We start from the raw sequence: 23,528 nt of genomic DNA on the forward strand, positions 1-23,528 counted from the left end.
CTTGTGTCGCGATGGGCCGCAAAGCGGCCCCAGGATTTCAGCAGCACCGCATGAATCCTGGGGCCGCTTTGCGGCCCATCGCGACACAAGGCCGCTCCTACACCGACCGCGTGTGCTTCAAGGGCGTTCGGCCACCAACAGCAGCGACTGTGGCAGCGCACTCTGGGGGTGCTGTGGCTCCTGCAGGCTGACCAGCCGCAACCCCGCCATGTCCAGCGCGTTCAGCCAGCTGGCCAGGGTGCGGAAGTACCACGGCATCACCTGCCAATCCCCGGCGAACCCGGCAAACGACTCTTCCCGCCAGCCATCCTGGTAATCGCCATCCGCCACGCTCCACGGGTGCAGGGTCTGGATCACTAGCGCACCGCCAGGCGCCAGCAAGGCATTCATCGCTGCCAGCAGCGGGATGATGTCCTGCTGCAACAGGGCGAAGTTGGCACAGATCAGGTCATAGTCCTTGCCAACATAGGCCTGCGCAGCGGCCAGCTGGGCATAGCTGGCCAGGTGTACCTCGGCGGAACCCGCAGCACGCGCGGCATCCACCAGCGCCCGGTCACCGTCCACACCTACCGCCTCGACACCCCGGTCGCCCAGCGCGCGCAGCAGCCAGCCTTCACCACAGCCCAGGTCGAGCACCCGTTCGGGCTGGCGGCCCAGGATGGCCAGCAGGATGGCCTGGTCGGTAACCTGGCGACGGCTCTCGATACTGCCGCTGCGCACCGCATCGATCCAGGCCTGGGCGTTGTGCTGCCAGCTGTCGAGCAAGGCGTCTTCAGGGTTGCGCATGTTCATCTCCGTTGGATTGGAGATAGGCCCTGCGACCTATCACTACCCTCTGTAGGAGCAGCCTTGTGCTGCGAAGAGGTCAGTATGGCAGACAGATTTCCGCCAGCCATGCGGGCATCTTCGCAGCACAAGGCTGCTCCTACAGTGGGCTCGACAGATGGGTGGCAAGCCCCGCCAGGGCACAGGCTATCAACACCTGGATCACCCCACGCTTGTAACGGAACAGCGCCACCGCCGCCGCCAGCGCAATCAGCGCCGAAGGCCAGTCGAACCGCCCGTCGAAACCGGCCGGCCACAATACGTGGTAGCCGAAGAACAGCGCGAGGTTGAGGATCACGCCCACTACCGCCGCGGTTATCCCGGTCAGCGGGGCGGTGAATTTGAGTTCGTTGTGGGTCGATTCCACCAGCGGGCCACCGGCCAGGATGAACAGGAACGAGGGCAGGAAGGTGAACCAGGTCACCAGGCTCGCTGCTACCGCGCCGGCCATGAACGCCTGGTCGGTGCCGAACATGGGGTGCAGGTAGCCACCGACGAAGCCGACGAAGGCCACCACCATGATCAGCGGCCCGGGGGTGGTTTCCCCCAACGCCAGGCCATCGATCATCTGCGTCGGCGACAGCCAGCCGTAATGGCCGACGGCCCCTTGGTAGACGTAGGGCAGCACCGCGTAAGCGCCGCCGAAGGTCAGCAATGCCGCCTTGGTGAAGAACCAGCCCATTTGCGTCAAGGTGCCTTGCCAGCCAAAGGTAGCCATCAGTACACCCATGGGCAGCAGCCACAGCGCGGCACCCACCAGCAGCAGGCCCAGCAGCCGCCCCCAGCTGAAGCGGGCGTGCTCTGGCGCCGGTGTGTCGTCGTCGATCACGGCCGGGCCATGGCTGGCTCTGGTTGCGCCGTGGCCACCACCAGGCGCGAACTGCCCCGGTAGCAGCCGCCCGCCGATATGGCCCAGCAGCGCGGCCGCCAGCACGATCAGCGGGAAGGGAACGTCGAGCGCGAAAATGGCCACGAACGAGGCCGCGGCAATGGCCCACAACCAGCCGTTTTTCAGGGCGCGCGTGCCAATGCGATGTGCGGCATGCACGACGATCGCGGTCACGGCCGGCTTGATCCCGTAGAAAATACCAGCCACCACCGGCACTTCGCCCCAGGCCAGATAGACCCACGACAGGCCGATCAGGATGAACAGCGACGGCAGTACGAACAGGGTGCCGGCAATCACCCCGCCCCAGGTGCGGTGCATCAGCCAGCCAATGTAGGTGGCCAGTTGCTGGGCCTCGGGGCCAGGCAGCAGCATGCAGTAGTTGAGGGCATGCAGAAAGCGCCGCTCGCTGATCCAGCGGCGCCGCTCCACCAGTTCCTGATGCATGATCGCTATCTGCCCCGCCGGGCCGCCGAAGCTGATGAAACCCAGCTTTAGCCAGAACAGCAAGGCCTCGATCCGGCTGATGTGACCACGCGTTTGCTCGGCGGCGCCTTGCAGGTGTTCCGTCATTTTCTTCCCTTTGGTATTCAGCTGGCCGCAGCGCGCTGTCGCTTGATCCGGTACATATCGCCATCAGCATGGCGCAGCAGCATGTCGGCATCATTGCCGTCTTCGGGGAAACGGGCCACGCCAATGCTGCAGGACGGCGCTCCGACGCCTGCAAACTCGGCGCCGAGTGGCTCGGCCATGGCTGCCAGGATGCGTGCCACCTGCTCGGCAATGGCCTCTGGCGAGGCGTAGTCGGTCAACAGCACGGTGAACTCGTCACCGCCCATCCGCGCCACTGTATCGGCCGCCCCAACGCAGCCTTCCAGGCGCCGCGCCAGAATGCACAGCACCCGGTCACCCACGCTGTGGCCGTGGTTGTCGTTGATATCCTTGAAGTCATTGATATCGATGAACAGCAACGCCAGCGGGTGGTTGTGGTGCCGGGCCGCGACAAGTGCGGTGCCCAGCCGCTCATTGAACATGGCACGGTTGGCCAGGCGAGTCAGCGGGTCATGGTGGGCCAGGAAACGCAATTCTTCCTCGGCCTGGTGTTGGGCGGTGATATCCCGCGCTACACCAATGCGGGCATTGGCCTCATCGGACCAGGAGGCCGACCACAGAATATGCACGATACTGCCATCCTTGCGGATGTAGCGGTTACGGAAGTCGTAATGGGGTTGGCCGTTCATCACCCGTACGATCGACGCGCGGGTAATCGCCAGGTCGTCAGGGTGCATGTAGTCGGTGATCGGGGTGCCGATCAGCTCGCAGGCCTGGTAGCCCAGCAGCGCCTCGCAGGCATCGCTGACGAAAACGATCTGGTTGCCCCTGTCGACCACGAACACCGTGTCCAGCATCAGGTGGATCAGCCTGGGGTATAACGATTGCAGGTCTACGGGCATGGGGCATGGCGTCCGCGGCGGGGTCACCGATCATAGCCTGAAATAGAACAAAATGCGGTAGGCGCCGCTGTGGGAGCGGGCCGCCGATAGTCAGTTGCTTACTACCAGTTCGGGCCCGAGGTAATCGTTGATCTGCTGGATATCGTCATCTCCCAGGCTGCCCACCGACGATGCCAGGCGCAGCCGCGACATCAGGTAGTTCAGCTTCGCCTCGAACAGGTCATGCCGGGCGTCAAAAAGCAATTCCTCGGCATTGAGCACATCCGAGTTGGTGCTGGTGCCGCCCTCCCTGAAGCCCTTGCGGGCCGAAAGCAGCGAGCGTTCGTTGGATGCCACGGCCTTTTCCAGCGCCTGGATGCGCAAGGCGCCACTCTGTACGCCGCGGTACTCGCGGGTGGTGTCGGAGATCACTTCCTGGCGCGTGGCATCCAGTTCATCCAGTGCCTTGGAACTGTTGGCGCTGGCCTGACGGGTGAGGGCGCTGGTGCTGCCGCCGCTGTATAGCGGAATGTTCAGCTCCAGCCCGATCGAGCTGTAGTGGTTGCGCTGGTTCAGTTCGGAGATCGACTGGCTGCTGCCGGCGGTATAGCCCGCCACGAAATCCAGGGTCGGCCAGTGCCCGGCGCGGGCGCGTTTCACTTCTTCTTCGGCCAGCTCGTAGTTGTGCCGGCGCGCATGGATCAACGGGCTGTCGGCCTGGGCCTTGACCAGCCAGTCCTGCAGGTTGCCCGGCATCAGCGGCGGTGTGTTGAAGCCCGGTTGCAAGGTGGTCAGCAACTCCGGCGTTTCACCAATGTATTCCTCCAGCTTGCGGCGGGCGTTGACCAGGTTGTCCTGGGCCTCGATCAGGTCGGCCTCGGCCAGGTCGCGACGGGCTATCGACTCGTCGATGTCGGTGATGGTGCCGGCGCCCAGTTCCATGCGCCGCTTTGCCGACGCCAGCTGCTCTTCGAAGGCATTCAGCTTGGCCTTGGCCAGGGTGATGGTTTCGCTGGCCAGCAGCACGTCGAAGTAGGCATCGGCCAGGCGCACCGCAGCGTCCTGGGTCTTGGCATCGAACACCGCCACGCTGTAGTCGGCACGTTGCTGGCCCTGATGGTATTCGGCCATCTTCTGCTTGTTGAACAGCGGTTGGCGCAACCGCACGTTGGCGCCCTTGGAGTCATAGTCCAGGTCGTTGTCCCGGCCACTCTGACGCTGGCTGCCATTGACCTTGTTGAAGTAACCCACAGCGTTGATCTGCGGCAGCAGGCCGGCCTGGCCGATGGCGCGGTTCTCGCTGCCGGCTTCTTTCTCGTGCACCGCGGCGCGGTAGATCGGGCCCTGGTACTGCAGCAGGTCCCAGGCTTGCTTCAGGTCCATGGCACTGGCCTGTACGGACAACCCCAACAGGCACAACATCAGGCACGGGCGATTCATGTCATTGCTCCTTGAACGAGGCGTCCACGCGTTCGAGCATCGGCTTGAGCAGGTAGCTGAGCAGGTTGCGCTCGCCGGTCTTGATGGTGACGGTGGCCGGCATCCCGGGGCGGATATGGTTGCTGCCCAGCAGGGCCATGCCGTCCTGCGTCACTTCCACCTGGGCCAGGTAGTACGGCTGCTTGCTTTCTTCGTCCATCAGGCGGTCGGCGGAGATGGTCTTGACCCGCCCCGGGATATTCGGTGTCTTCGCATGGTTGAAGGCCGGGAAGGCCAGGTCCACGTCCAGGCCCGGCACCATCTTGTCGATGGCCTGTACCGGGATCATCGCGTCCACCTGCAACGGCTGGTCCAGCGGCACCACCTCCATGATCTTGGCCCCTGGCTGGATGATGCCGCCTACCGTGGCGATGCTCAGGGCCTGGACCATGCCGTCGATCGGCGAGCGGATCACCGTATGGGTCACTTCGTAGTCCAGCGCGCGCAGGCGATCGGCCAGGGTGGTGTTCTCCTTGGCGGTATCGGTCAGCTGCGATTCCACTTCCTTGAGGTAGTCGTGCTGGCGTTGCAGGATGCGCAGCTTGATCTCGGTGGCCTGGCTGCGCGCCCGGGCAATGTTGTTGAGGTTTTCGGCCTGGCCGGCGGACAGGTCGGCATTGTTGCGCTCCAGCTCCAGCAGGCGGTTGCGTGGTACATAGCCTTCGGCGGCGAGCACGCGTGTGCCTTGCAGTTCCTGGTTGAGGAAGCCGATCTGCGAGGCGCGGGCGCCGTACACCTGCTGCAGGCCCTTGAGCTGCACCGCCGTGGCAGCCAGGTTTTCCTCGAGGATGCTCAGTTCGCCAGCCAGGCCCGCGCGGCGGGTGTCCAGCAGGCGCTGTTGCAGGTCCATGGCTGCCAGCAGGCGCGGGTCGCCGCCGTAGTGCTTGAGCAGGGCAGGGTCGAAGGTGACCTGGTCTCGGCCATCGCGCTCGGCTTCCAGGCGGTTCTCCACGGTCTTGCTGACGATGTACTGGGCACTGACCGCGCCCTGTTCGGCCACCGCGCGCAGGGCGTCCAGGCGTACCACCTCCTGGCCTTTCTTCACAACATCGCCTTCACGCACCAGGATCGCCTCGACCGTGCCACCGGTCAGGTGCTGCACGGCTTTGCGGTTGCTGCTGACCTTGACGGTACCGGTGGCGACCACACCGGCATCCAGCGGCGCCAGGCCCGACCACAGCAGGAAACCGCCAAAGCCGGCGACGACCAGCCACACGCCCCAGCGTGCCGGCCGATGAATGTCCAGGTCGATCTCGTTGCGAGCCTCGGCGGGAATCAACTCGGTGTGTTGGGTCATCTGCATGATCGGTCACTCCCGTACTTTTACCGACGCCAGCGGCGCAGCGGTCGCCGTCGGGATCACGCTGGCCTTGCGCAGCGCCGCGAACACTTCGTCACGGCTGCCGAGCATGTGCACGGCACCGTCACGCAGCATCAGCACCTTGTCGACCGCGCACAGCACATTGGGCCGGTGGGAAATCAGGATTACCGTGGCCCCGCGCGCCTTGAGTTCGGCCAACGCATCGACCAACGCCTTTTCGCCAACGTCATCGAGGTTGGCGTTGGGCTCGTCCAGCACCACCAGGTTCGGCTCGCCATACAGCGCGCGGGCCAGTGCGATGCGTTGCTTCTGGCCACCGGAGAGCGGGCTGCCGTCGGCTGCCAGACGGGTGTCGTAGCCCTGCGGGAAGCGCAGGATCATGTCGTGCACACCGCTGCTGCGGGCAGCGCGGATCACCGCTTCGCTGTCCACTTCGGCAAAGCGTGCGATGTTTTCGGCGATGGTGCCCTCGAACAACTCCACGTCCTGCGGCAGGTAGCCGAGCCACGGGCCGAGTTCGGCCTTGTTCCAGGTGAAGATGTCGGCGCCGTCCAGGCGCACCTTGCCGGCCTGGGTCGGCCACACGCCTACCAGCAGGCGGGCGAGGGTGGATTTGCCCGAAGCCGACGGGCCGATGATGCCCAGGCTTTCACCCGGGACCAGGCTGAAGCTGACCCCGCGCACGATGCTGTTGCTGGTGCCGGGAGCACCGGCAACCACGTTTTCCACGGCCAGCATGCCCATTGGCCGTTGCAGCGACATGCTTGGTGGCCGCTGCGGGTAGTCGTGCAGCAGATCGTTGAGCCGGCCCCAGGCGGAGCGGCTGCCTTGCAGTTGCTTCCACGCGGCGATCACCTGTTCTACCGGGGCCAGGGCGCGGCCGGTGAGGATCGAGCAGGCGATCATCATGCCGGGTGTGATCTTGCCCTCAATCGCCAGCAGTGCGCCGGCGCCGAGGATCACCGATTGCAAGGTAATGCGCACGAAGCGCCCGGTGCTACTGATGATCGCCGCGCGGTCGGAGGCCAGGGTCTGCATCTGCAGGATGCGCAAATGGCCCTGAAACCAGCGCTTGCCAATCGCTGGCAGCATGCCCATGGCTTCGATCACTTCGGCGTTGCGCAGGTTGTTGTTGGCATAGCTGGCCGACGACAGGGCTGCCTGGTTGGCTTCGGCCAAAGGTTTTTGCGTGGCCTTCTCGGTGAGGTAGGCCAGGCCCACCAGGATCAGCGAACCGATCAGCGTGATCAGCCCCAGCAGTGGGTGGATCAGGTAGCAGACCAGCAGGTAGATCGGTGTCCACGGGGCATCGAAGAAAGCGAACAGGCCGTTGCCGGTGAGAAACTGCCGTACCTGGGCCAGGTCCTGCAAGGCCTGGGCCGGGTTGCCGCCGGCGCGGCTCAGGTTGCGTTCGAAGGCAGCGCTGAAGATGCGTCGGTTCAGATCCATGTCGAGGAAGTTGCCGACCCGGATCAGTACGCGGGTGCGGACCATCTCCAGGGCCGACATCAGCATGAACAGGCCGATCACCAGCAAGGTGAGCATGGTCAGGGTGGTGACGTTGCGGCTGACCAGGGCGCGGTCGTACACCTGCAACATATAAATAGCTGGCGTCAACATCATGACGTTTATGACGCCGCTGAAGGCGGCCAGGGCAAAAAAGCTGCGGCGCAGGCGGAACAGCACGTCGGCCAGCTCGGAACGGGTGCGTGGTGGCTTGTGCATCGGGGGCCTCCCTTTATCACAAACGGGAAGCCCTTGCGGCGGCCCGTACAGCGGTAATTGTGGCTTCTGGTCGGCTCGCAGGCGGGTCGCTCTGAGGGCGAATGGTCCAAAACGCTGCGTTGCTCCCACATGCTGGAGCGTAGGTTGCAGTGAAACACTCGGTAATATCGTTTTGCTCTATAAAAACTTTGAACTTTTCATAAGTGCCGTGAAAACAGTAAGTTGTATAGCATTGTCGGCGCTGCATGAATTTTTGACGGGATATTGACAAGGTTTTCTTCTGCGACTTTAGTCTGATGTATTCGGACCCTGTGCGAGCTGGGGTCGATGTGTGTGCGGTACCAACCTGTATCGCACCATTTACAAGGTTCCCGCCGTTCCTGTGGGAGCCGGCTTGCCGGCGATGAGGCCAGTGGCGATAACGCAGCACCGTAGTGCCCAACTGCCCCAGAACCCAAAATCAGAACTGCGCACGTCACATTGACTGGGCGCGGGAAGGACCCTGTTGCCCTGAGTCATCTCCCGACAGATCGAGGGCAATTGAAATGGCAGATTTCAGCAAGTCGGACCTGGAGTTCATCCTTCAGCAGATCTTCATCGCCGAAGCGCATGCCGATGGCGCCAGCCTGATCGACCTGCTGCCCAACAGCCAGGTGCCGTTCGGCCTGCGTACCGTGGACGGCAGCTACAACAACCTGGTGACCGGGCAGAGCGAGTTCGGCGCCGCCGACACTTCGTTCCTGCGCCTGCTCAGCCCATCCTTCACCGGCGACTATGCCGGCACCGGCACGGTCATCGACTCGCAACCCCGCACCATCAGCAACCTGATCGTCGACCAGACGGCGAACAACCCGGCAGCGGTCGAAGCCAATGGCGGCGCCGCCCCGGTGATCAGCCCCGGCATCGACGGGGTATTCGGCACCGCTGACGACACGGAGGTGTTCTTCATCCCCAACGTGTCGCCCGACGTCGGCCTGACCGCCGGCTTCAACGCCTGGATGACCTTCTTCGGCCAGTTCTTCGACCACGGCCTGGACCTGGTCACCAAGAGCAGCACCGACGTGGTGTTCATCCCGCTGCAGCCGGACGACCCGCTGTACGTCGAAGGCAGCCCGACCAACTTCATGGTGCTGCCGCGCGCCGTGCGTACTGCAGGCGCCGATGGTGTGGTGGGTACTGCCGACGATGGCCAGACCAACACTACCTCGCCGTTCGTCGACCAGAGCCAGACCTACAGCTCGCACCCCTCGCACCAGGTGTTCCTGCGTGAATACACGCTCAATGCTGCAGGCGACCCGGTAGCCACCGGGCGGTTGATCACCAACCGTGACCTGGGCGCCGATGGCCGCTTCGGCACCGCCGACGATGGCAATGGCGAAAGCGGTGGCATGGCCACCTGGGCAGTGGTCAAGGCCCAGGCCCGCGACCTGCTCGGCATAAACCTGACCGACGCCGATGTGCACAGCGTGCCACTGCTGGCCACCGACCCCTACGGCAACTTCCTGCGTGGGCCCAACGGCATGCCACAGGTGGTGATGCGCGTGAACAATGGCGCTGACGGCATCGCCGGCACCGCCGACGACGTCACCACGCTGGTCGAAGGCAACCGCGACGCGCCGATCAGCCTGGCCAATGCCGTCAGCACCGGGCATGGCTTCCTTGACGACATCGCCCACAACGCCGCGCCGGTGATCGTGAACGGTGTGCTGCAGGCCGACGCCGATATTGCCGTCGGCAACGCGCAACCAACCGGGCCTGGCGGCAACAACCTGACCTACGACAACGAACTGCTCGACGCCCACTACATCGCCGGCGACGGCCGGGTGAACGAGAACATCGGCCTGACTGCCGTGCACCATGTGTTCCACTCCGAGCACAACCGCCTGGTGCAGCAGACCAAGGACACCCTGCTGGCCGCCGGTGACCTGGCGTTTCTCAACCAGTGGCTGATCGATGATGTCGCTGCCATCCCCACCACGCCCGCCGAAATCGCCGCGCTGGTATGGGACGGCGAGCGGCTGTTCCAGGCTGCCAAGTTCGGCACCGAAATGCAGTACCAGCACCTGGTGTTCGAGGAGTTCGCCCGCACCATTCAGCCGCAGATCGACGAGTTTCTCGCCCCCAACGGCTATGACACCTCGATCGACCCGGCCATCCTCGCCGAGTTCGCCCATGTGGTTTACCGCTTCGGCCACTCGATGCTGACCGAAACCGTCGACCGCTACGACCCGACGTTCGCCACGGTGAATGACGACCCGCAGCTGGGCCTGATCGCTGCCTTCCTCAACCCGCTGGCATTCGCCGGCAGTGGCGCCACTGCCGATGAAGCGGCCGGTGCGATCATCCGCGGTGTCACCCGCCAGTTGGGCAACGAAATCGACGAGTTCGTCACCGAAGCGCTGCGCAACAACCTGCTCGGCCTGCCGCTGGACCTGCCTGCGCTGAACATCGCGCGTGGCCGTGACACGGGCATCCCAACCCTGAACGAGGCGCGCCGCGAGTTCTACGCCATGACTGGCGACAGCCAGCTCAAGCCCTACATCAGCTGGGCCGACTTTGCCGACCACCTCAAGCACCCGGCGTCGCTGATCAACTTCATCGCCGCCTACGGTACCCACGCCACCATCACCGGGGCGGACACCGAAGCGGCCAAGCGCGCCGCTGCCGTGGCGCTGGTGCTTGGCGGTGACGGCGCGCCAGCAGACCGCCTGGACTTCCTCAACGGCACCGGCGCCTATGCCAACGTGACACTGGCCGGTGCCGACGGCATCGCCGGCACCGCCGATGACATCACCGGGGTGACCGTGACCGGTGTCGATGCCATCGACTTCTGGGTCGGCGGCCTGGCCGAGAAGAAAATGCCGTTCGGCGGAATGCTCGGCTCCAGCTTCAACTTCGTCTTCGAAACCCAGCTGGAAGCCCTGCAGAACGGCGATCGGTTCTACTACCTGTCGCGTACGGCGGGCATGAACTTCGGCACCGAACTGGAGAACAACTCCTTCGCCAAGCTGATCATGCTCAACTCCGATGTCACCCACCTGTCCAACACCGTGTTCCTCACGCCCACCTTCACCCTGGAAGTGGACCAGACCAAGCAGTTCACCGGCCTGGGCGCCGACGGCCGGGCCGACCCGACGGGCGGCATCATGATCAACGGTGTCGAAGTGGTGTCGCAGGTGATTCGCGACAACCCCGATACCGTGGGCACCGACACCAACTTTTTGCATTACACCGGCAAAGACCACGTGGTGCTGGGCGGCACCGCCAGCAACGACATCATCATCTCCAGTGAGGGCGACGATACGCTCTACGGCGACGCCGGCAACGACACCCTGGAAGGCGGTGCGGGCAACGATGCGGTGCTGGGCGGTGCCGGTGATGACATCATCACCGACTCCTTCGGCGACAACCGCCTGGAAGGCAACGATGGCAACGACGTCATCGTTGCCGGCAGCATGCTGGCGGCCGGCAACCTGATCCTGGGCGGCAACGGCCAGGACTTCATCATCACCACCGAAGACATCAGCCTCACCTTCGGCGGCCAGGGCGACGACTTCATTCTCGGCGCCAAGACCAACCTGCCACCGACCGGCAACGAGGGTGACGACTGGATCGAGAAGGGCACCCAGGACGGTGCGCCCGGCGACAACTTTGCGCCGCTGCTGGGTGACGAAGTGGTCGGCAACGACATCTTCGTCGGTGGTGGCGGCTTCGACGAAATGATAGGCGAGGGCGGCGATGACATCTTTGTCGGCAGCGATGCCCAGGACAAGATGGATGGCATGTCCGGTTTCGACTGGATTACCAACAAGAATGACCAGGTCGGCGTCACCGTCGACCTGACCCTGGCCGCCCTGGCTCAACCCCATGGCAACGCTCCGAACCAGAACACCGGTATTTTCAACCCGGTCGGCGCCTCGCCGGCCTCCATCCTCGACCGCTTCGCCGAGGTCGAGGGCGTGTCCGGTTCGAACTTCGCCGATGTGCTCAAGGGCGATAATGTCGATGCCGTGACCATCCTCAACCATGGTGGTGCTACCGGTAGTGCGCTGACCAACGTGGCGCTGATCCGTGGCCTGCAGCAGTTCCTGGCCGATGCCGGATTGCCGACCACCGGCTTTGCCACCGGTAACATCATGCTCGGCGGCAACGGCAGCGACCTGATCGAAGGCCGTGGCGGTGATGACCTGATCGACGGCGACAAGTGGCTCAACGTGCGCATCGCCGTGTACGCGCCGGGAGACGTCAACCACACCGGCCCTGAAATCGCCAGCTTCGACAGCATGGTCGACATGATTCCGTTCATGCTCGACCGCACCTACAACCCTGGCCAGCTCAAGGCCGTGCGGGAAATCCTGCCCGGCACCTCGACGGGTGGGGCGGCGTTCGACACGGCGGTGTTTTCGGGGGTGCAGAGCGAGTACACGGTGACGCAGAACACCAAAGGTACGCTGGACACTTCCGATGACGTCTGGACGGTGACCGACAACGTGGCCGGCCGCGATGGTGTCGATACCCTGCTGCACATCGAGCGCCTGCAGTTCTCCGACAGCCAGCGGGTGCTGGTGGAAGGGCAGAATGCGCAGCCTGTCGGCAGCCCGGCCGTTACTGATAACAACGGCGGCGCGATTACCGTGGGCGACCTCCTTACGGTAAACGTGGCCGGCGTGCGGGATGCCGACAACATCAGCGCCGGCAACCCGCTTGGCACACTCGCTGACCGTTCGGTGTCGTACTACTGGCAGTTCGAGGCCACCCCGGGCAGCGGTGTGTTCGAAGACATCATCCTGCTGCCGGCAGGCGACCTGGCGTTCCAGAGCGCCGACGGCACCACGTTCAAGGTGTCGCCGGACCTGGCCGGGTTGTCGTTGCGGGTCAAGGCGATCTACCAGGACGCCCATGGCACCACCGAAGTGCTGTTCTCCCAGCCCACCACCGTGGTGCAACCGGGCGCCCCTGTGGTACCGACGCCAGCCACGCCGGTGGTGGATGCCACGGCAGGCGGTGCCGGGCTGCACATGGTGCGCTCCGACCTCAACTTCATCCTCGAGCAGATCAAGATCGCCGAGGCCGACGCCAACGGGGCAGACATCCTCTCGCTGCTGCCCAACATCCGTGCGCCACTCGGCCTGCGGGCGGTGGATGGTTCGAACAACAACCTGATGAACCTCAACGGCATCAACAACACCGAGTTCGGTGCGGCCGATAACGTCTTCCCGCGCGTGACCGACCCGGTGTTCAACCCGGCCGAAGGTGCACCGGCCGGCTTCTTCGGCCCTGGCTCGCCGGCCATTCCGGGCTCGTCGTACGAGCAGACCAGTGGCCCGGTGTTCGATTCGCAGCCGCGCACCATCAGTAACCTGATCGTCGACCAGACCTCCAACAACCCGGCGGCCTATGCCACCGCGTATGATCCGGGTGCGGACGGCGTGCTCAACTTCGGCGTCGAGGGCAATGACGACGTGCTCAAGGACGGCGTGCGCATTGTCGCCAGCCCGGGCCTGGACGGCCAGTTCGGCACCGACGACGATCACGACGTTTACCTGTTCGAGAACACCGCCGCCGATGCCGGCCTGTCCGCGCCGTTCAACGCCTGGATGACCTTCTTCGGGCAGTTCTTCGACCATGGCCTGGACCTGGTCACCAAGGGGGGCTCGGGCACCATCTACATCCCACTGCAACCGGATGACCCGCTGTACGTGGAGGGCGGTTTCACCAACTTCATGGTGGTGACACGTGCGACCAACCAGCCTGGACCGGACGGCGTGCTTGGCACGGCCGACGACATCCACGAGCACACCAATACCACCTCGCCGTTCGTGGACCAGAACCAGACCTACAGCTCGCACCCCTCGCACCAGGTGTTCCTGCGCGGCTATGTGCTGACTGACGACGGGCCTATTGCCACCGGCCGGTTGATCACCAACCGGGACCTGGGCGCCGACGGCCGCTACGGTACCGCCGACGACACCGAAATTGGTGGCATGGCGACCTGGAAGGTGGTCAAGGCCCAAGCTCGTGACGTACTGGGCATAAACCTGACCGATGCAGACGTAGACAACGTGCCGCTGCTGGCGACCGATGCCTACGGCAACTTCATCAAGGGGCCCAACGGCTTCCCGATGGTGATCATGAAAGGCGCCGACGGCATTGCCGGCACGGCCGACGACCAGCAGGTCGAGGGCAACCCGCTGGCGCCGATCGACCTGACCAACGCCGTGCGCACTGGTCACCAGTTCCTTGCCGACATCGCCCACAATGCCGTGCCGGTGTTCAGCAATGGCGTGCTGGTGCCTGATGCTGATACCGATGTCGGCAACGCCGTGCCGGTGAACCCGCAGACTGGCGCCAACCTGGCCTACGACAACGAGCTGCTCGATGCGCACTACATCGCCGGCGACGGCAGGGTCAACGAGAACATCGGCCTGACCGCCGTGCATGCGATCTTCCACTCCGAGCACAACCGGCTGGTGGCGCAGACCATGGACACCGTGCTCGACTCGGGTGACCTGGCCTTCATCAACGAGTGGCTGCTCAACCCGTTGAGCGCGCTGCCGGCCAACCAGGCCGAGATCGACGCACTGGTGTGGAATGGCGAGCGGCTGTTCCAGGCCGCCAAGTTCGGTACCGAGATGCAGTACCAGCACCTGGTGTTCGAGGAGTTCGCCCGTACCGTGCAGCCGCGGGTCGACTTGTTCTTCGCCCCGACCCAGGTGTATGACGTCGACCTCGATGCGTCGATCGTGGCCGAATTCGCCCACACCGTGTACCGCTTCGGCCACTCGATGCTGACCGAAACCGTCGACCGCTTCGACGTCGACTTCACCGTCATCAGTGACCCGGCCAGCGCCAACCCCGACCAGCAACTGGGCCTGATCGCGGCGTTCCTCAACCCGCTGGCGTATGCCGCCAGTGGCGTCACCCCCGAGGATGCCACCAGCGCCATCGTGCGCGGGGTAACCCGCCAGGCCGGTAACGAAATCGATGAGTTCGTCACCGAGGCGCTGCGCAACAACCTGCTCGGCCTGCCGCTGGACCTGCCGGCGATCAACATCGCTCGGGGCCGCGACGTCGGTATCCCTTCGCTGAACGCAGTGCGTCGGGACATCTACGCGCAAACCGGCGATACCCAGCTCAAGCCCTACACCAGCTGGGTCGACCTGGTGCAGCACCTGAAGCATCCGGAGTCGTTGATCAACTTCATCGCCGCCTACGGCACCCACAGCACCATCACCGGGGCCACCACGTTGCTGGAGAAACGCGCGGCGGCCATGGCCCTGGTGTTCGGCGGCGACGGCGCGCCAGCCGATCGCCTGGAGTTCCTCAACAGCACCGGCGCCTACGCCAACGTCACCCTGCCTGGCAAGGATGGCGTGCTCGGCACCGTCGATGACCTGCGGGCAGTGACCGTGACCGGTGTCGATGCTATCGACCTGTGGATCGGTGGCCTGGCGGAGGCGAAAACCCCGTTCGGCGGCATGCTGGGCAGCACGTTCAACTTCGTGTTCGAAAACCAGATGGAGAAACTGCAGGACGGCGACCGTTTCTACTACCTGGAGCGCACCGCCGGCCTGTCGATGAACGCCGAACTGGAAAGCAACTCGTTCGCCAAGCTGATCATGGCCAACACTTCGGCCACCCACTTGCCGGGCCTGGTGTTCTCCGACGTTGGCTTCTACCTGGAAGTGGACCAGAGCAAGCAGTTCAACGAAGGGCTGGGCAATGCCGACCCAGTGGGCGAAAACGGCGAGCAGGTGGTGTTCCGCGACAGCCCGCTGACAGTAGGCCCGGACACCAACTACATACGCTACGCCGGTGACCAGCATATCGTGCTGGGTGGCACCAACGGTGACGACATCCTGGTTTCCAGCGAGGGTGACGACACTGTCTGGGGCGATGGCGGCAACGACCGCATCGAGGGTGGCGACGGCAACGACCAACTGCGTGGTGGTGCCGGCGACGACATCATCAGCGACATGGGTGGTGACGACAACATCCAGGGCGGCGACGGCAACGATGTGCTGCACGGCGGTAATGGCGTCAACCTGATCATCGGCGGTTTCGGCAACGACTTCATCGTCACCGGTGAGGACGCCTCCGAAGCCATTGGCGGCCAGGGCAACGACTTCATCCTGGGCAGCAAGGCCAACGAGCAGGACATGGGCAACGAAGGTGACGACTGGATCGAGAAGGGCACCTCGGACGGTGCGCCTGGCGACAACTTCGACCCGCTCGGCAACGACCCGATCATCGGCAACGACGTGTTCATCGGTGGCAACGAGAACGACAAGTTCAACGGTGAAGGCGGTGACGACATCATGGTCGGCAGCCTGGGCTTCGGTGACCGCTACATCGGTGGCTCCGGCTACGACTGGGCGACCTTCAAGGGGCTGGCCCAGGGCGTGACTGTCGACTTCAGCGACCGCTTCTTCAATGTGCCGCCGGTACCGGGCTCGGGCGCGTCTGCGCTGGTGCGTTTCGACATCATGGAAGGCCTGTCGGGGTCGGCTCATGGTGACTTCCTGCGTGGTGACAGCGAAACCTCTGCCACCTTGCCGACCAATGGCGCCAACGGCAGCGTACTGACCAACATCAGCCTGATCAACGGCCTGTCCAGCCTGCTGGCCGCCGGTGCAACGTTCTACGATGGTGGCAACATCATCCTCGGTGGCAGTGGTAGCGACCTGATCGAAGGCCGCGGTGGCGACGACATCCTCGACGGTGACAAGTGGCTGAACGTGCGCATCAGCGTGCGCGCCAACAGCGACGGCACCGGCCCGGAAATCGCCAGCTTCGACAGCATGGAGCCGATGGTGCCGCTGATGCTCAAAGGCACCTACAACCCGGGCCAGCTGGTGATCGTTCGCGAAATCCTCAACGGCACCGAAAGCTACGACACGGCGGTGTACTCCGGGGTGGCCAGCGACTACAGCGTGGTAGTCGATGGCAACTCGGTGATCGTCACCGACTCGGTGGCCGGGCGTGATGGTGTCGACCGCCTGACCGGCATTGAGCGCCTGCAGTTCTCGGATGGCTCGCAAGCTTCCGGTGTGGGTACCGCCGTCAACGCCGGCCCCACCGGCAGCCTGGTGATCCTTGACGCTGCCACCGGCGTGCGTGACGACACACCGGTAAGCGGCCAGCTGCTGCGGGTTACCCCGCTGGCGGTACATGACGCGGACAATGTCAGCGCAACCAACCTGACCGGTGCGATCACCGGCCCGGTGGCGTACTACTGGCAAGTAGAGACCCTGCCAGGTTCGGGGGTCTATGAAGACATCACCTTCGTTGCTGCCGGCGAGGTTTCGCGAGCTGTCGGTACCACCTACCGGGTCACGGACGATGTGGCGGGGCTGAACATCCGCGTACGCGCGGTGTACCAGGACACCAAGGGCACGCTGGAAATCGTCGATTCGGCGCCGAACAACGCGCCGACCGCCGGGCCTACCGTGACCGGGCTGCTGGTGCAGAACCAGACGCTCACCGCCAACCCGGCAACCATTGTCGATGCCGACGGCCTGAGCAACCCGCGGTTCACCTTCCAGTGGCAGTCAAACCGGGGTACCGGCTGGGTCGACATTGCTGGCGCCATCAACAGCACCTTCCTCCTTACCCAGAACCAGGTGGGGCAGAACATGCGGGTGGTGGTCAGCTACGTGGATGACTTCGGTGTACAGGAAAGCATCGCCTCCGACATCCTCGACCCGGTGGCCAACGTCAACGATGCGCCCACCGGTGCCGTGCTGATCAGCGACACCACGCCAGACCAGGGCCAGACGCTGACCGCCCTCACCGGCAGTATCGCCGACCTGGATGGGCTGGGCGCGTTCAGCTTCCAGTGGCAGCAGAACATTGGCGGCACCTTCAGCAACATCGCGGGTGCCACTGCTGCAACCTTCACTCCGGGCTTCGAACAGGGTAACCGGCAGTTGCGGGTGGTCGTGAGCTACACCGACGCCTTCGGCACCCTGGAATCGCTGACATCGGCAGCGACTGCGGCGGTGGTGCCGCCGGCAGGCGTGGTGCTGGTCGGTACTGCCGGGGCCAACACCCTGACCGGTGGCGCGGGCAACGACACGCTCTCGGGGCTGGGCGGCAACGATGTGCTCAACGGCCTTGGCGGCGCCGACCAACTGTTCGGCGGTGATGGTAACGACATCCTCAACGGGGGTAACGACCCCGACAGCCTCGACGGCGGTGCCGGCAACGATACCCTCAACGGCGGGCTTGGTGCGGATGCCATGGTTGGCGGTGCAGGCAACGATACCTTCGTGGTCGACAACCTCGGCGATACCGTGAGCGAGGCGCTGAACGGCGGTGTCGACCTGGTGCAGACCACCCTTGCCAGCTACACCCTGGGTGCCAACGTCGAAAACCTGACCTTTACCGGGGCAGGCAACTTCACGGGTACTGGCAACACGCTGGCCAACACCATCACCGGTGGTGCTGGCAATGACCTGCTCAATGGCGGTGCCGGTATCGACCGCCTGGTCGGTGGCCTGGGCAACGACACCTATGTGGTGGACAACGCCGGGGATGTGGTAGTCGAGGCTACGGCTGCCGGTACGGATACCGTGCGTGCCACGGCGGCCAGCTACACGCTGGGTGCCAACGTCGAGAACCTGACCTACATCGGGGCGGGCAACTTCACCGGTACCGGCAATGGCTTGGCGAACATCATTACCGGCGCGGCGGGTAACGACACCCTCAACGGCGATGGCGGCAACGACCAGTTGCTCGGTGGCCTGGGCAGCGACACCCTGAACGGTGGCGCTGGCAACGACACCCTCGACGGCGGCGCCGGTAACGACTCGCTGTTCGGGGACGCCGGCAACGATAGCCTGCAGGGTGGTGCCGGCGATGACAACCTTGACGGCGGCAACGGCGTCGATGTGCTGCAGGGTGGCGATGGCAACGACACGCTGTTTGGTGACGTTGGCAATGACACCTTGCAGGGCGGTGCCGGCAATGACTTCCTCAACGGTGGGGCGGGTAACGATACCGTCGAGGGCGGTGCCGGCAACGACACGATGATGGCCACCGATGGCAATGATGTCTTCCTGTTCAGTGCAGGCTTCGGCAATGACCTGATCATCAACTTCGACGCAGTCCCGCAGGGTGGCCAGGACCGGCTGGATATCTCTGCCCTCAACATTACCGCTGCCACCTTTGCCGCCAACGTCACCATCGCCGATGTCGGCAATGACACGCTGGTCAGCATCGGTGCTACCGACTCCATCCGCCTGGTGGGGGTGGCGGATGCAACCACGGTGACCGTAGCGGACTTCAACCTGGCAGGTTGAGGGCCTGGGAGAACGCAGCAAGGGCCGCTCTGCGGCCCATTCTCGGGCAAGCCCGCTCCTACAGGGATATCACTGCCCTCAGGCTTGGTGATACCCCTGTAGGAGCGGGCTTGCCCGCGATGAGGTTGGTTCAGGCAACAGATAACTCACAGATACCCCACAATACTCAGCCCTGTGGTGAACCTGTGGGAGCAACCTGCATCGTGTTACGCCAGAATGACGCCGCGTTCGGTATCTGGCGGCTGAGCCGCGGCAAGCAGAGCGAGTCGGTGAAGGTGCATGGCAGCCTCAGCACCAATGATGGCGAGGTCGCCCTGAACTGGGCGCTGGACGGGCAGGGTATCCTGTTGCGGGCCGGGTGGAACCTGGCCGATCACCTGCGCAGCGGGCGCCTGGTGGAAGTGCTTGGCGATTACCAGGGGGACAACCTGGCAGCGTGGCATTGAGGCCTTTCCCACAGGCGATCGCGTTATACTCCGCGCCTTTGCCCATGCCCGGAATCCGCCCATGCGCCAGGTTTTGCTCATTGTCGATGTCCAGTCCACCTTCAGCCCGCCCGAGTGGCTGGTCGATGGCCTGCGTCGGTTGTCGGCCAACATCCCCACCATTGCCTCGGTCGAGTTGCACGACGAACAGGTCACGCCGTTCGAGCGCCAGCTTGGCTGGCACCCGGCGGCGGAGGACGAGAGCCTGGTCGAGGCCGACCAGGTGTTCGTCAAGCATGGCTACGGGCAGAGCGCCGAGGCCATCGAGTACATCCGGCAACTGGGCGTGGAGAGGGTGCTGGTATGTGGGCTGCAGACCGAAACTTGCGTGCTGGCCGCCGGTTTTGCCCTGTTCGATGCGGGGCTGATGCCCACCCTGGTCACGGACATGACTGTAGGGTCTTCGCTGGACAGGTCGGGCAAACTGGGCACCGACCTGTGGAAGCATCACTTCCGCCAGGTCACCACCTCGGCCGAGGTGCTCGCCGAAGTGGCTGCGCTAGGCTAGAACCGTAGCCAAAAGGCCTAAATTGTAGGAGCGGCCTTGTGTCGCGAAAGGGCCGCAAGGCGGACCCGGCAATATGTGCAGCGCAGCTGAAATCGAGGGGCTGCTGCGCAGCCCGATCGCGACACAAGGCCGCTCCTACAGAGAACGCGTCGCAAGACGAAAGCCTCAGGCCACATCCACCAGCACGATCTCGCTGTCCTCGATGGCGGTCACCCGCAGCACCTCCTCCTGCTCGATCGCCACGCCATCGCGCGCCTTGGCACGCAGCCCGTTGACCTCCACCAGCCCCTTGGCCGGCACCAGGTAACCCCGGCGAGCGGTATCGAAGCGGTACTCGGCAGTTTCACCGGCCCGCAGGGTGGCAGCCACCAGCCGCGCATCGGTGCGGATCTGCAGGCTGTCCTCATCGCCCGCACGGCCGCTGGCCAGGGTCACGAAGCCTTCGCCACGCTCACCTTTGGGGAACGGCCGGGTACCCCATTGCGGTGCTTCGCCGGTGCGCTCCGGCACGATCCAGATCTGGAAAATACGCGTGTCGACGTCTTCCAGGTTGTACTCGCTATGCACGATGCCAGTGCCGGCACTCATCACCTGCACGTCACCGGCTTCGGTACGGCCTTTGTTACCCAGGCTGTCCTGGTGACTGATCGCGCCTTCACGCACATAGGTGATGATTTCCATGTCGCGGTGCGGGTGCGGCGGGAAGCCGCTGCCGGCAGCGATCAGGTCGTCGTTCCACACCCGCAGGTTGCCCCAGTGCATGCGCGCCGGGTCGTAGTACTCGGCAAACGAGAAATGGTGGTGGGCGTCGAGCCAGCCGTGGTTGGCGTGGCCGAGGCTTTCGAACGGTCGCAGTTGCAGCATGGTCGTGCTCCTTGAATCAGTGGAATGAGGCCATGATGCGTCAAAGAAGCATCGAAAATAAGCGTAAATATCGGCTTAAAACAATCAGTAAAATTGATTTAATGCGATCGAGTGTTTTATTCGCTTCATCGCCTAATCCACTGATCTGCAAGCATTCGCTGGCGATTTTTTGTCGATGCGGCGAACATGCCCGCTGAATTTGGTTTTCAACGGAGTGACCGTGGCCCACGAGCAACCCCAGGCCCCCGCCGACCTTACCCCTCCTGCACAACTGCCTTGGTTTCGCCGCCTGGCGGCCCGCCTGCTGGGGCGTGGCCTGACCCGCCTGCAGGCCCAGCACCGCGACTCCTGGTTCCTCGGCCACGCCAGCGGCCAGCGCAGTGGCCATGCCGATGGCGTGCGTGAAGGGTTCGAACGCGGGCGGGTGGAAGGTTACGAGGCCGGGCGCCAGGTGCTGGTGATCCGCGACACCCGGCCAGACACCGCCGCCGTACCGGGCCGGGATGACAACCTGTTCGATGACTGGCGCCTGCCGCTGACTGCCGAGCTGAAAAAGCGTTTCAAGGCCGATGTCGCCCAGCGTCTGCCCGCCGAGGCGCAACCCAGTGCCGCGCAATGGAAGCTGATTTTCAGTGACACACCGTCCACCTGCGTGGTGGCAGGGGCCGGGGCGGGCAAGTCCACCTCGCTGGTGCTGCGCATCCTGCTGTTGCGCCACTACCTGGGCTACGAGCTCGATGCGATGACCGTGGTCACCTTCACCCGTGAGTCGCGCAAGGACTTCATCAAGCGCCTGCTGCAGGTTTTCGCCCTGTGGCAGATCAACCTGCAACCGCCACAGGCCCGCGAGCTTGTGCGCACGTTCCATTCGCGCATCCTGCCGCTGGTGCGCAGCCTGCCGGGCTTTGGCCAGGTGCGCGCGTTCGAAACGCTGGGCAACGAGATGCCGGCCGGGCGTGAAGCCGAGGCCGAGAGCAACCCGTTCGACCTGCGCCTGAACGATGCCCAGCGCCAGCAGCTGAACCAGTGCTACAGCACGCTGCTGGGCGAGAGCCAGCGCTTTGCCGAGCTGGTCGGCCTGTTGCGCAGCGAAGCCCTGCAGCTGAAGCCGCTGGACCCGAACAACCCCGATGTGCAGAAGCGCGCCCAGGTAACCCAGCTGGCCGCCCAGCGCGACGAAGAACTGTGCGATGTGATCGAAGACCTGTGGTTCGCCGCCGGCGCCTGGCCGATCAAGGGCATCGAACCCTGCCGCGAGACCATCGAGATCCGTGGCAGCCGCTTCCATGTGCATGGTCGTCTGGCCGGCCAGGGGCCTTTGCTCGTGCTGGGCTTCGACCCTGCGGAAAGCGCGCAGTACCAGCGCCCCGGCGCCAAGCTGGCGGTGCGTGCCGAGTGGGCGGTCAAGCGCACCCTGTTGCAGGCCTTCTGCGACCAGCCGCTGATCTGGCTCGACAACTACGCCATGGCCCGGCGCCTGGCAGCCTCGCTGGCCGGTGATGCCGTGGCCGGCCCCGGCTTCGAATACAAGGTCAAGGGCGAACTGGCCCCGGCGCCACTGCTCGATGCCTTTGTCGGCGCGGCGAATTTCATCGAGAACCTCGGCCTGGAAGTGAACACTGCCGTGGCGGCGATGAGCTTCCCCTCCGGCGACAGCGATGCGCTGTTTTTCGAGGCCCTGGCCCTGTACTGGAAGGCCCTGGAGGCCCACCTGCTGGACCAGTCGCCGCCGGTGATGAGCTACAACCGCATGTTCGCCTTGTTCGGCGAGAACAACCCGGAAAACCTGCAACTGCTGCCCGACCCGTTGCTGCGGCCGCTGGCGCACCTGATGATCGACGAGTTCCAGGATGTGTCGCCGCAGATCGTCAGCTGGTTGCGGGCCAGCCTCGCCGAGATCCGTCGTCGCGGCCCGGCGATGCACATCGGGCGCCATGCGCAGCATTCGTCGCTGCTGTGTGTGGGCGACGACTGGCAGTCGATCTACGGCTGGCGTGGCAGTTCGCCCAAGTACTTCATGGAGTTCACCAAGGCCTTCCCGTCGCCGGCCAACACCCGGGTGATGCTGGTCGACAACTACCGTTGCCAGCAGCAGGTGATCGACGCGGCCGAGCACCTGGTCAAGGGCACCCCGGCGATAGCCGGCAAGAAAGCCCGGGCCAGTGGGCCGGCGGCCGAGTTGCCAGGCTCGCCGGTCAAGGTATTCGACCGTGACGAGGCAGCCCTGGGTGAAACGCTGATCGAGCACTACCAGCGTGGCGAGACGGTGATGATGCTTTACCGCAAGGGCAGCGACAGGGCGCTGATGAACGAGCACCTGCAGGGCGTGCTGCACGCCGAAGCGGCGTTGCCGGCCGAGCAGCGTCGTCTGCGGCAGTTGACCTACCACAGTGCCAAAGGCTTGCAGGCCGATGCAGTGTTCATGCTGGGCGACTGTCAGTACCTGACCAGCTCGCCCTACAAGAACCAGGTGTATCGCCAGGCCGGGTTGGGCAAGGCCGGTGATGCCCAGCCGTTCGATACCGCACAGAAGGAAGAGGTGCAGCGCCTGGCCTATGTGGCGGTAACCCGCGCGGTCAGGCACTGCTATTGGCATGTGGAGGCGGCCAACGCAGAGGCGGCGGCAGCGCCGCGTGCGTCGAGCCAGGTGGATGGACGGCAGGCCTTCTTCGAAGACCTGCGAGGTCATTGATCAGCCT

The 23,528-nt window shown here is 64.4% G+C and carries 10 protein-coding genes and 1 pseudogene; 4 read left to right on the forward strand and 7 right to left on the reverse strand.

Annotated elements, in window-relative coordinates:
- Window positions 1-117: 117 nt before the first annotated feature.
- The 6 genes from GEV38_RS11350 to GEV38_RS11375 form a co-directional block, all read right to left on the reverse strand.
- Window positions 118-786 (reverse strand): bifunctional 2-polyprenyl-6-hydroxyphenol methylase/3-demethylubiquinol 3-O-methyltransferase UbiG, encoded by a 669-nt coding sequence (locus GEV38_RS11350; RefSeq protein WP_054572801.1) that lies wholly within the window; start codon window positions 784-786, stop codon window positions 118-120.
- 139 nt (window positions 787-925) lie between these two features.
- Complete coding sequence (chrA, locus tag GEV38_RS11355; RefSeq protein ID WP_054572802.1) at window positions 926-2,284, reverse strand: chromate efflux transporter; 1,359 nt, start codon at window positions 2,282-2,284, stop codon at window positions 926-928.
- A gap of 17 nt (window positions 2,285-2,301) precedes the next feature.
- The gene (locus tag GEV38_RS11360) at window positions 2,302-3,165 is read right to left on the reverse strand and encodes a sensor domain-containing diguanylate cyclase (RefSeq protein ID WP_054572803.1); all 864 of its coding nucleotides are present in this window, start codon (window positions 3,163-3,165) and stop codon (window positions 2,302-2,304) included.
- 90 nt (window positions 3,166-3,255) lie between these two features.
- On the reverse strand, window positions 3,256-4,584 hold the full coding sequence (locus GEV38_RS11365) for a TolC family outer membrane protein (protein ID WP_054572804.1): 1,329 nt from the start codon (window positions 4,582-4,584) through the stop codon (window positions 3,256-3,258).
- 1 nt (window position 4,585) lies between these two features.
- Window positions 4,586-5,926, reverse strand: a complete 1,341-nt coding sequence (locus tag GEV38_RS11370; protein WP_054572805.1) for an HlyD family type I secretion periplasmic adaptor subunit — start codon at window positions 5,924-5,926, stop codon at window positions 4,586-4,588.
- Window positions 5,927-5,932: 6 nt separating this feature from the next.
- The gene (locus GEV38_RS11375) at window positions 5,933-7,669 is read right to left on the reverse strand and encodes a type I secretion system permease/ATPase (RefSeq protein ID WP_054572806.1); all 1,737 of its coding nucleotides are present in this window, start codon (window positions 7,667-7,669) and stop codon (window positions 5,933-5,935) included.
- 545 nt (window positions 7,670-8,214) lie between these two features.
- On the opposite strand from GEV38_RS11375, the gene GEV38_RS11380 reads away from it, so the two are divergent.
- From GEV38_RS11380 to GEV38_RS11390, 3 genes and pseudogenes are all read left to right on the forward strand, one after another.
- Entirely contained in the window at window positions 8,215-18,972 is a 10,758-nt protein-coding gene (locus GEV38_RS11380) for a peroxidase family protein (protein WP_173895817.1), read from the forward strand.
- A gap of 197 nt (window positions 18,973-19,169) precedes the next feature.
- Window positions 19,170-19,391 (forward strand): annotated as a pseudogene (locus GEV38_RS11385) (LysR family transcriptional regulator); the annotation flags it as partial.
- 88 nt (window positions 19,392-19,479) lie between these two features.
- A complete protein-coding gene (locus GEV38_RS11390; RefSeq protein ID WP_054572808.1) occupies window positions 19,480-19,965 on the forward strand; it encodes an isochorismatase family protein in 486 nt (161 codons plus the stop codon).
- A 165-nt stretch (window positions 19,966-20,130) separates the two neighbouring features.
- Here GEV38_RS11390 and GEV38_RS11395 read toward each other — a convergent pair whose 3' ends face one another.
- Entirely contained in the window at window positions 20,131-20,829 is a 699-nt protein-coding gene (locus tag GEV38_RS11395; protein ID WP_013972071.1) for a pirin family protein, read from the reverse strand.
- Between the two features lie 175 nt (window positions 20,830-21,004).
- Here GEV38_RS11395 and GEV38_RS11400 point away from each other — a divergent pair, with 175 nt between their 5' ends.
- On the forward strand, window positions 21,005-23,521 hold the full coding sequence (locus GEV38_RS11400; RefSeq protein ID WP_054572809.1) for a UvrD-helicase domain-containing protein: 2,517 nt from the start codon (window positions 21,005-21,007) through the stop codon (window positions 23,519-23,521).
- Window positions 23,522-23,528 lie beyond the last annotated feature (7 nt).

This window comes from Pseudomonas sp. 13159349 (assembly GCF_013305685.1).
Taxonomy (GTDB): domain Bacteria; phylum Pseudomonadota; class Gammaproteobacteria; order Pseudomonadales; family Pseudomonadaceae; genus Aquipseudomonas; species Aquipseudomonas asiatica.

Bases quoted from the DNA above. Each gene is read 5' to 3' on its own strand.
- GEV38_RS11350 (WP_054572801.1), bottom strand. From the start codon at position 786: ATGCGCAACCCTGAAGACGCCTTGCTCGACAGCTGGCAGCACAACGCC.
- chrA (WP_054572802.1), bottom strand. From the start codon at position 2,284: ATGACGGAACACCTGCAAGGCGCCGCCGAGCAAACGCGTGGTCACATC.
- GEV38_RS11400 (WP_054572809.1), top strand. From the start codon at position 21,005: ATGCGGCGAACATGCCCGCTGAATTTGGTTTTCAACGGAGTGACCGTG.
- GEV38_RS11365 (WP_054572804.1), bottom strand. From the start codon at position 4,584: ATGAATCGCCCGTGCCTGATGTTGTGCCTGTTGGGGTTGTCCGTACAG.
- GEV38_RS11360 (WP_054572803.1), bottom strand. From the start codon at position 3,165: ATGCCCGTAGACCTGCAATCGTTATACCCCAGGCTGATCCACCTGATG.
- GEV38_RS11390 (WP_054572808.1), top strand. From the start codon at position 19,480: ATGCGCCAGGTTTTGCTCATTGTCGATGTCCAGTCCACCTTCAGCCCG.
- GEV38_RS11395 (WP_013972071.1), bottom strand. From the start codon at position 20,829: ATGCTGCAACTGCGACCGTTCGAAAGCCTCGGCCACGCCAACCACGGC.
- GEV38_RS11380 (WP_173895817.1), top strand. From the start codon at position 8,215: ATGGCAGATTTCAGCAAGTCGGACCTGGAGTTCATCCTTCAGCAGATC.
- GEV38_RS11375 (WP_054572806.1), bottom strand. From the start codon at position 7,669: ATGCACAAGCCACCACGCACCCGTTCCGAGCTGGCCGACGTGCTGTTC.
- GEV38_RS11370 (WP_054572805.1), bottom strand. From the start codon at position 5,926: ATGCAGATGACCCAACACACCGAGTTGATTCCCGCCGAGGCTCGCAAC.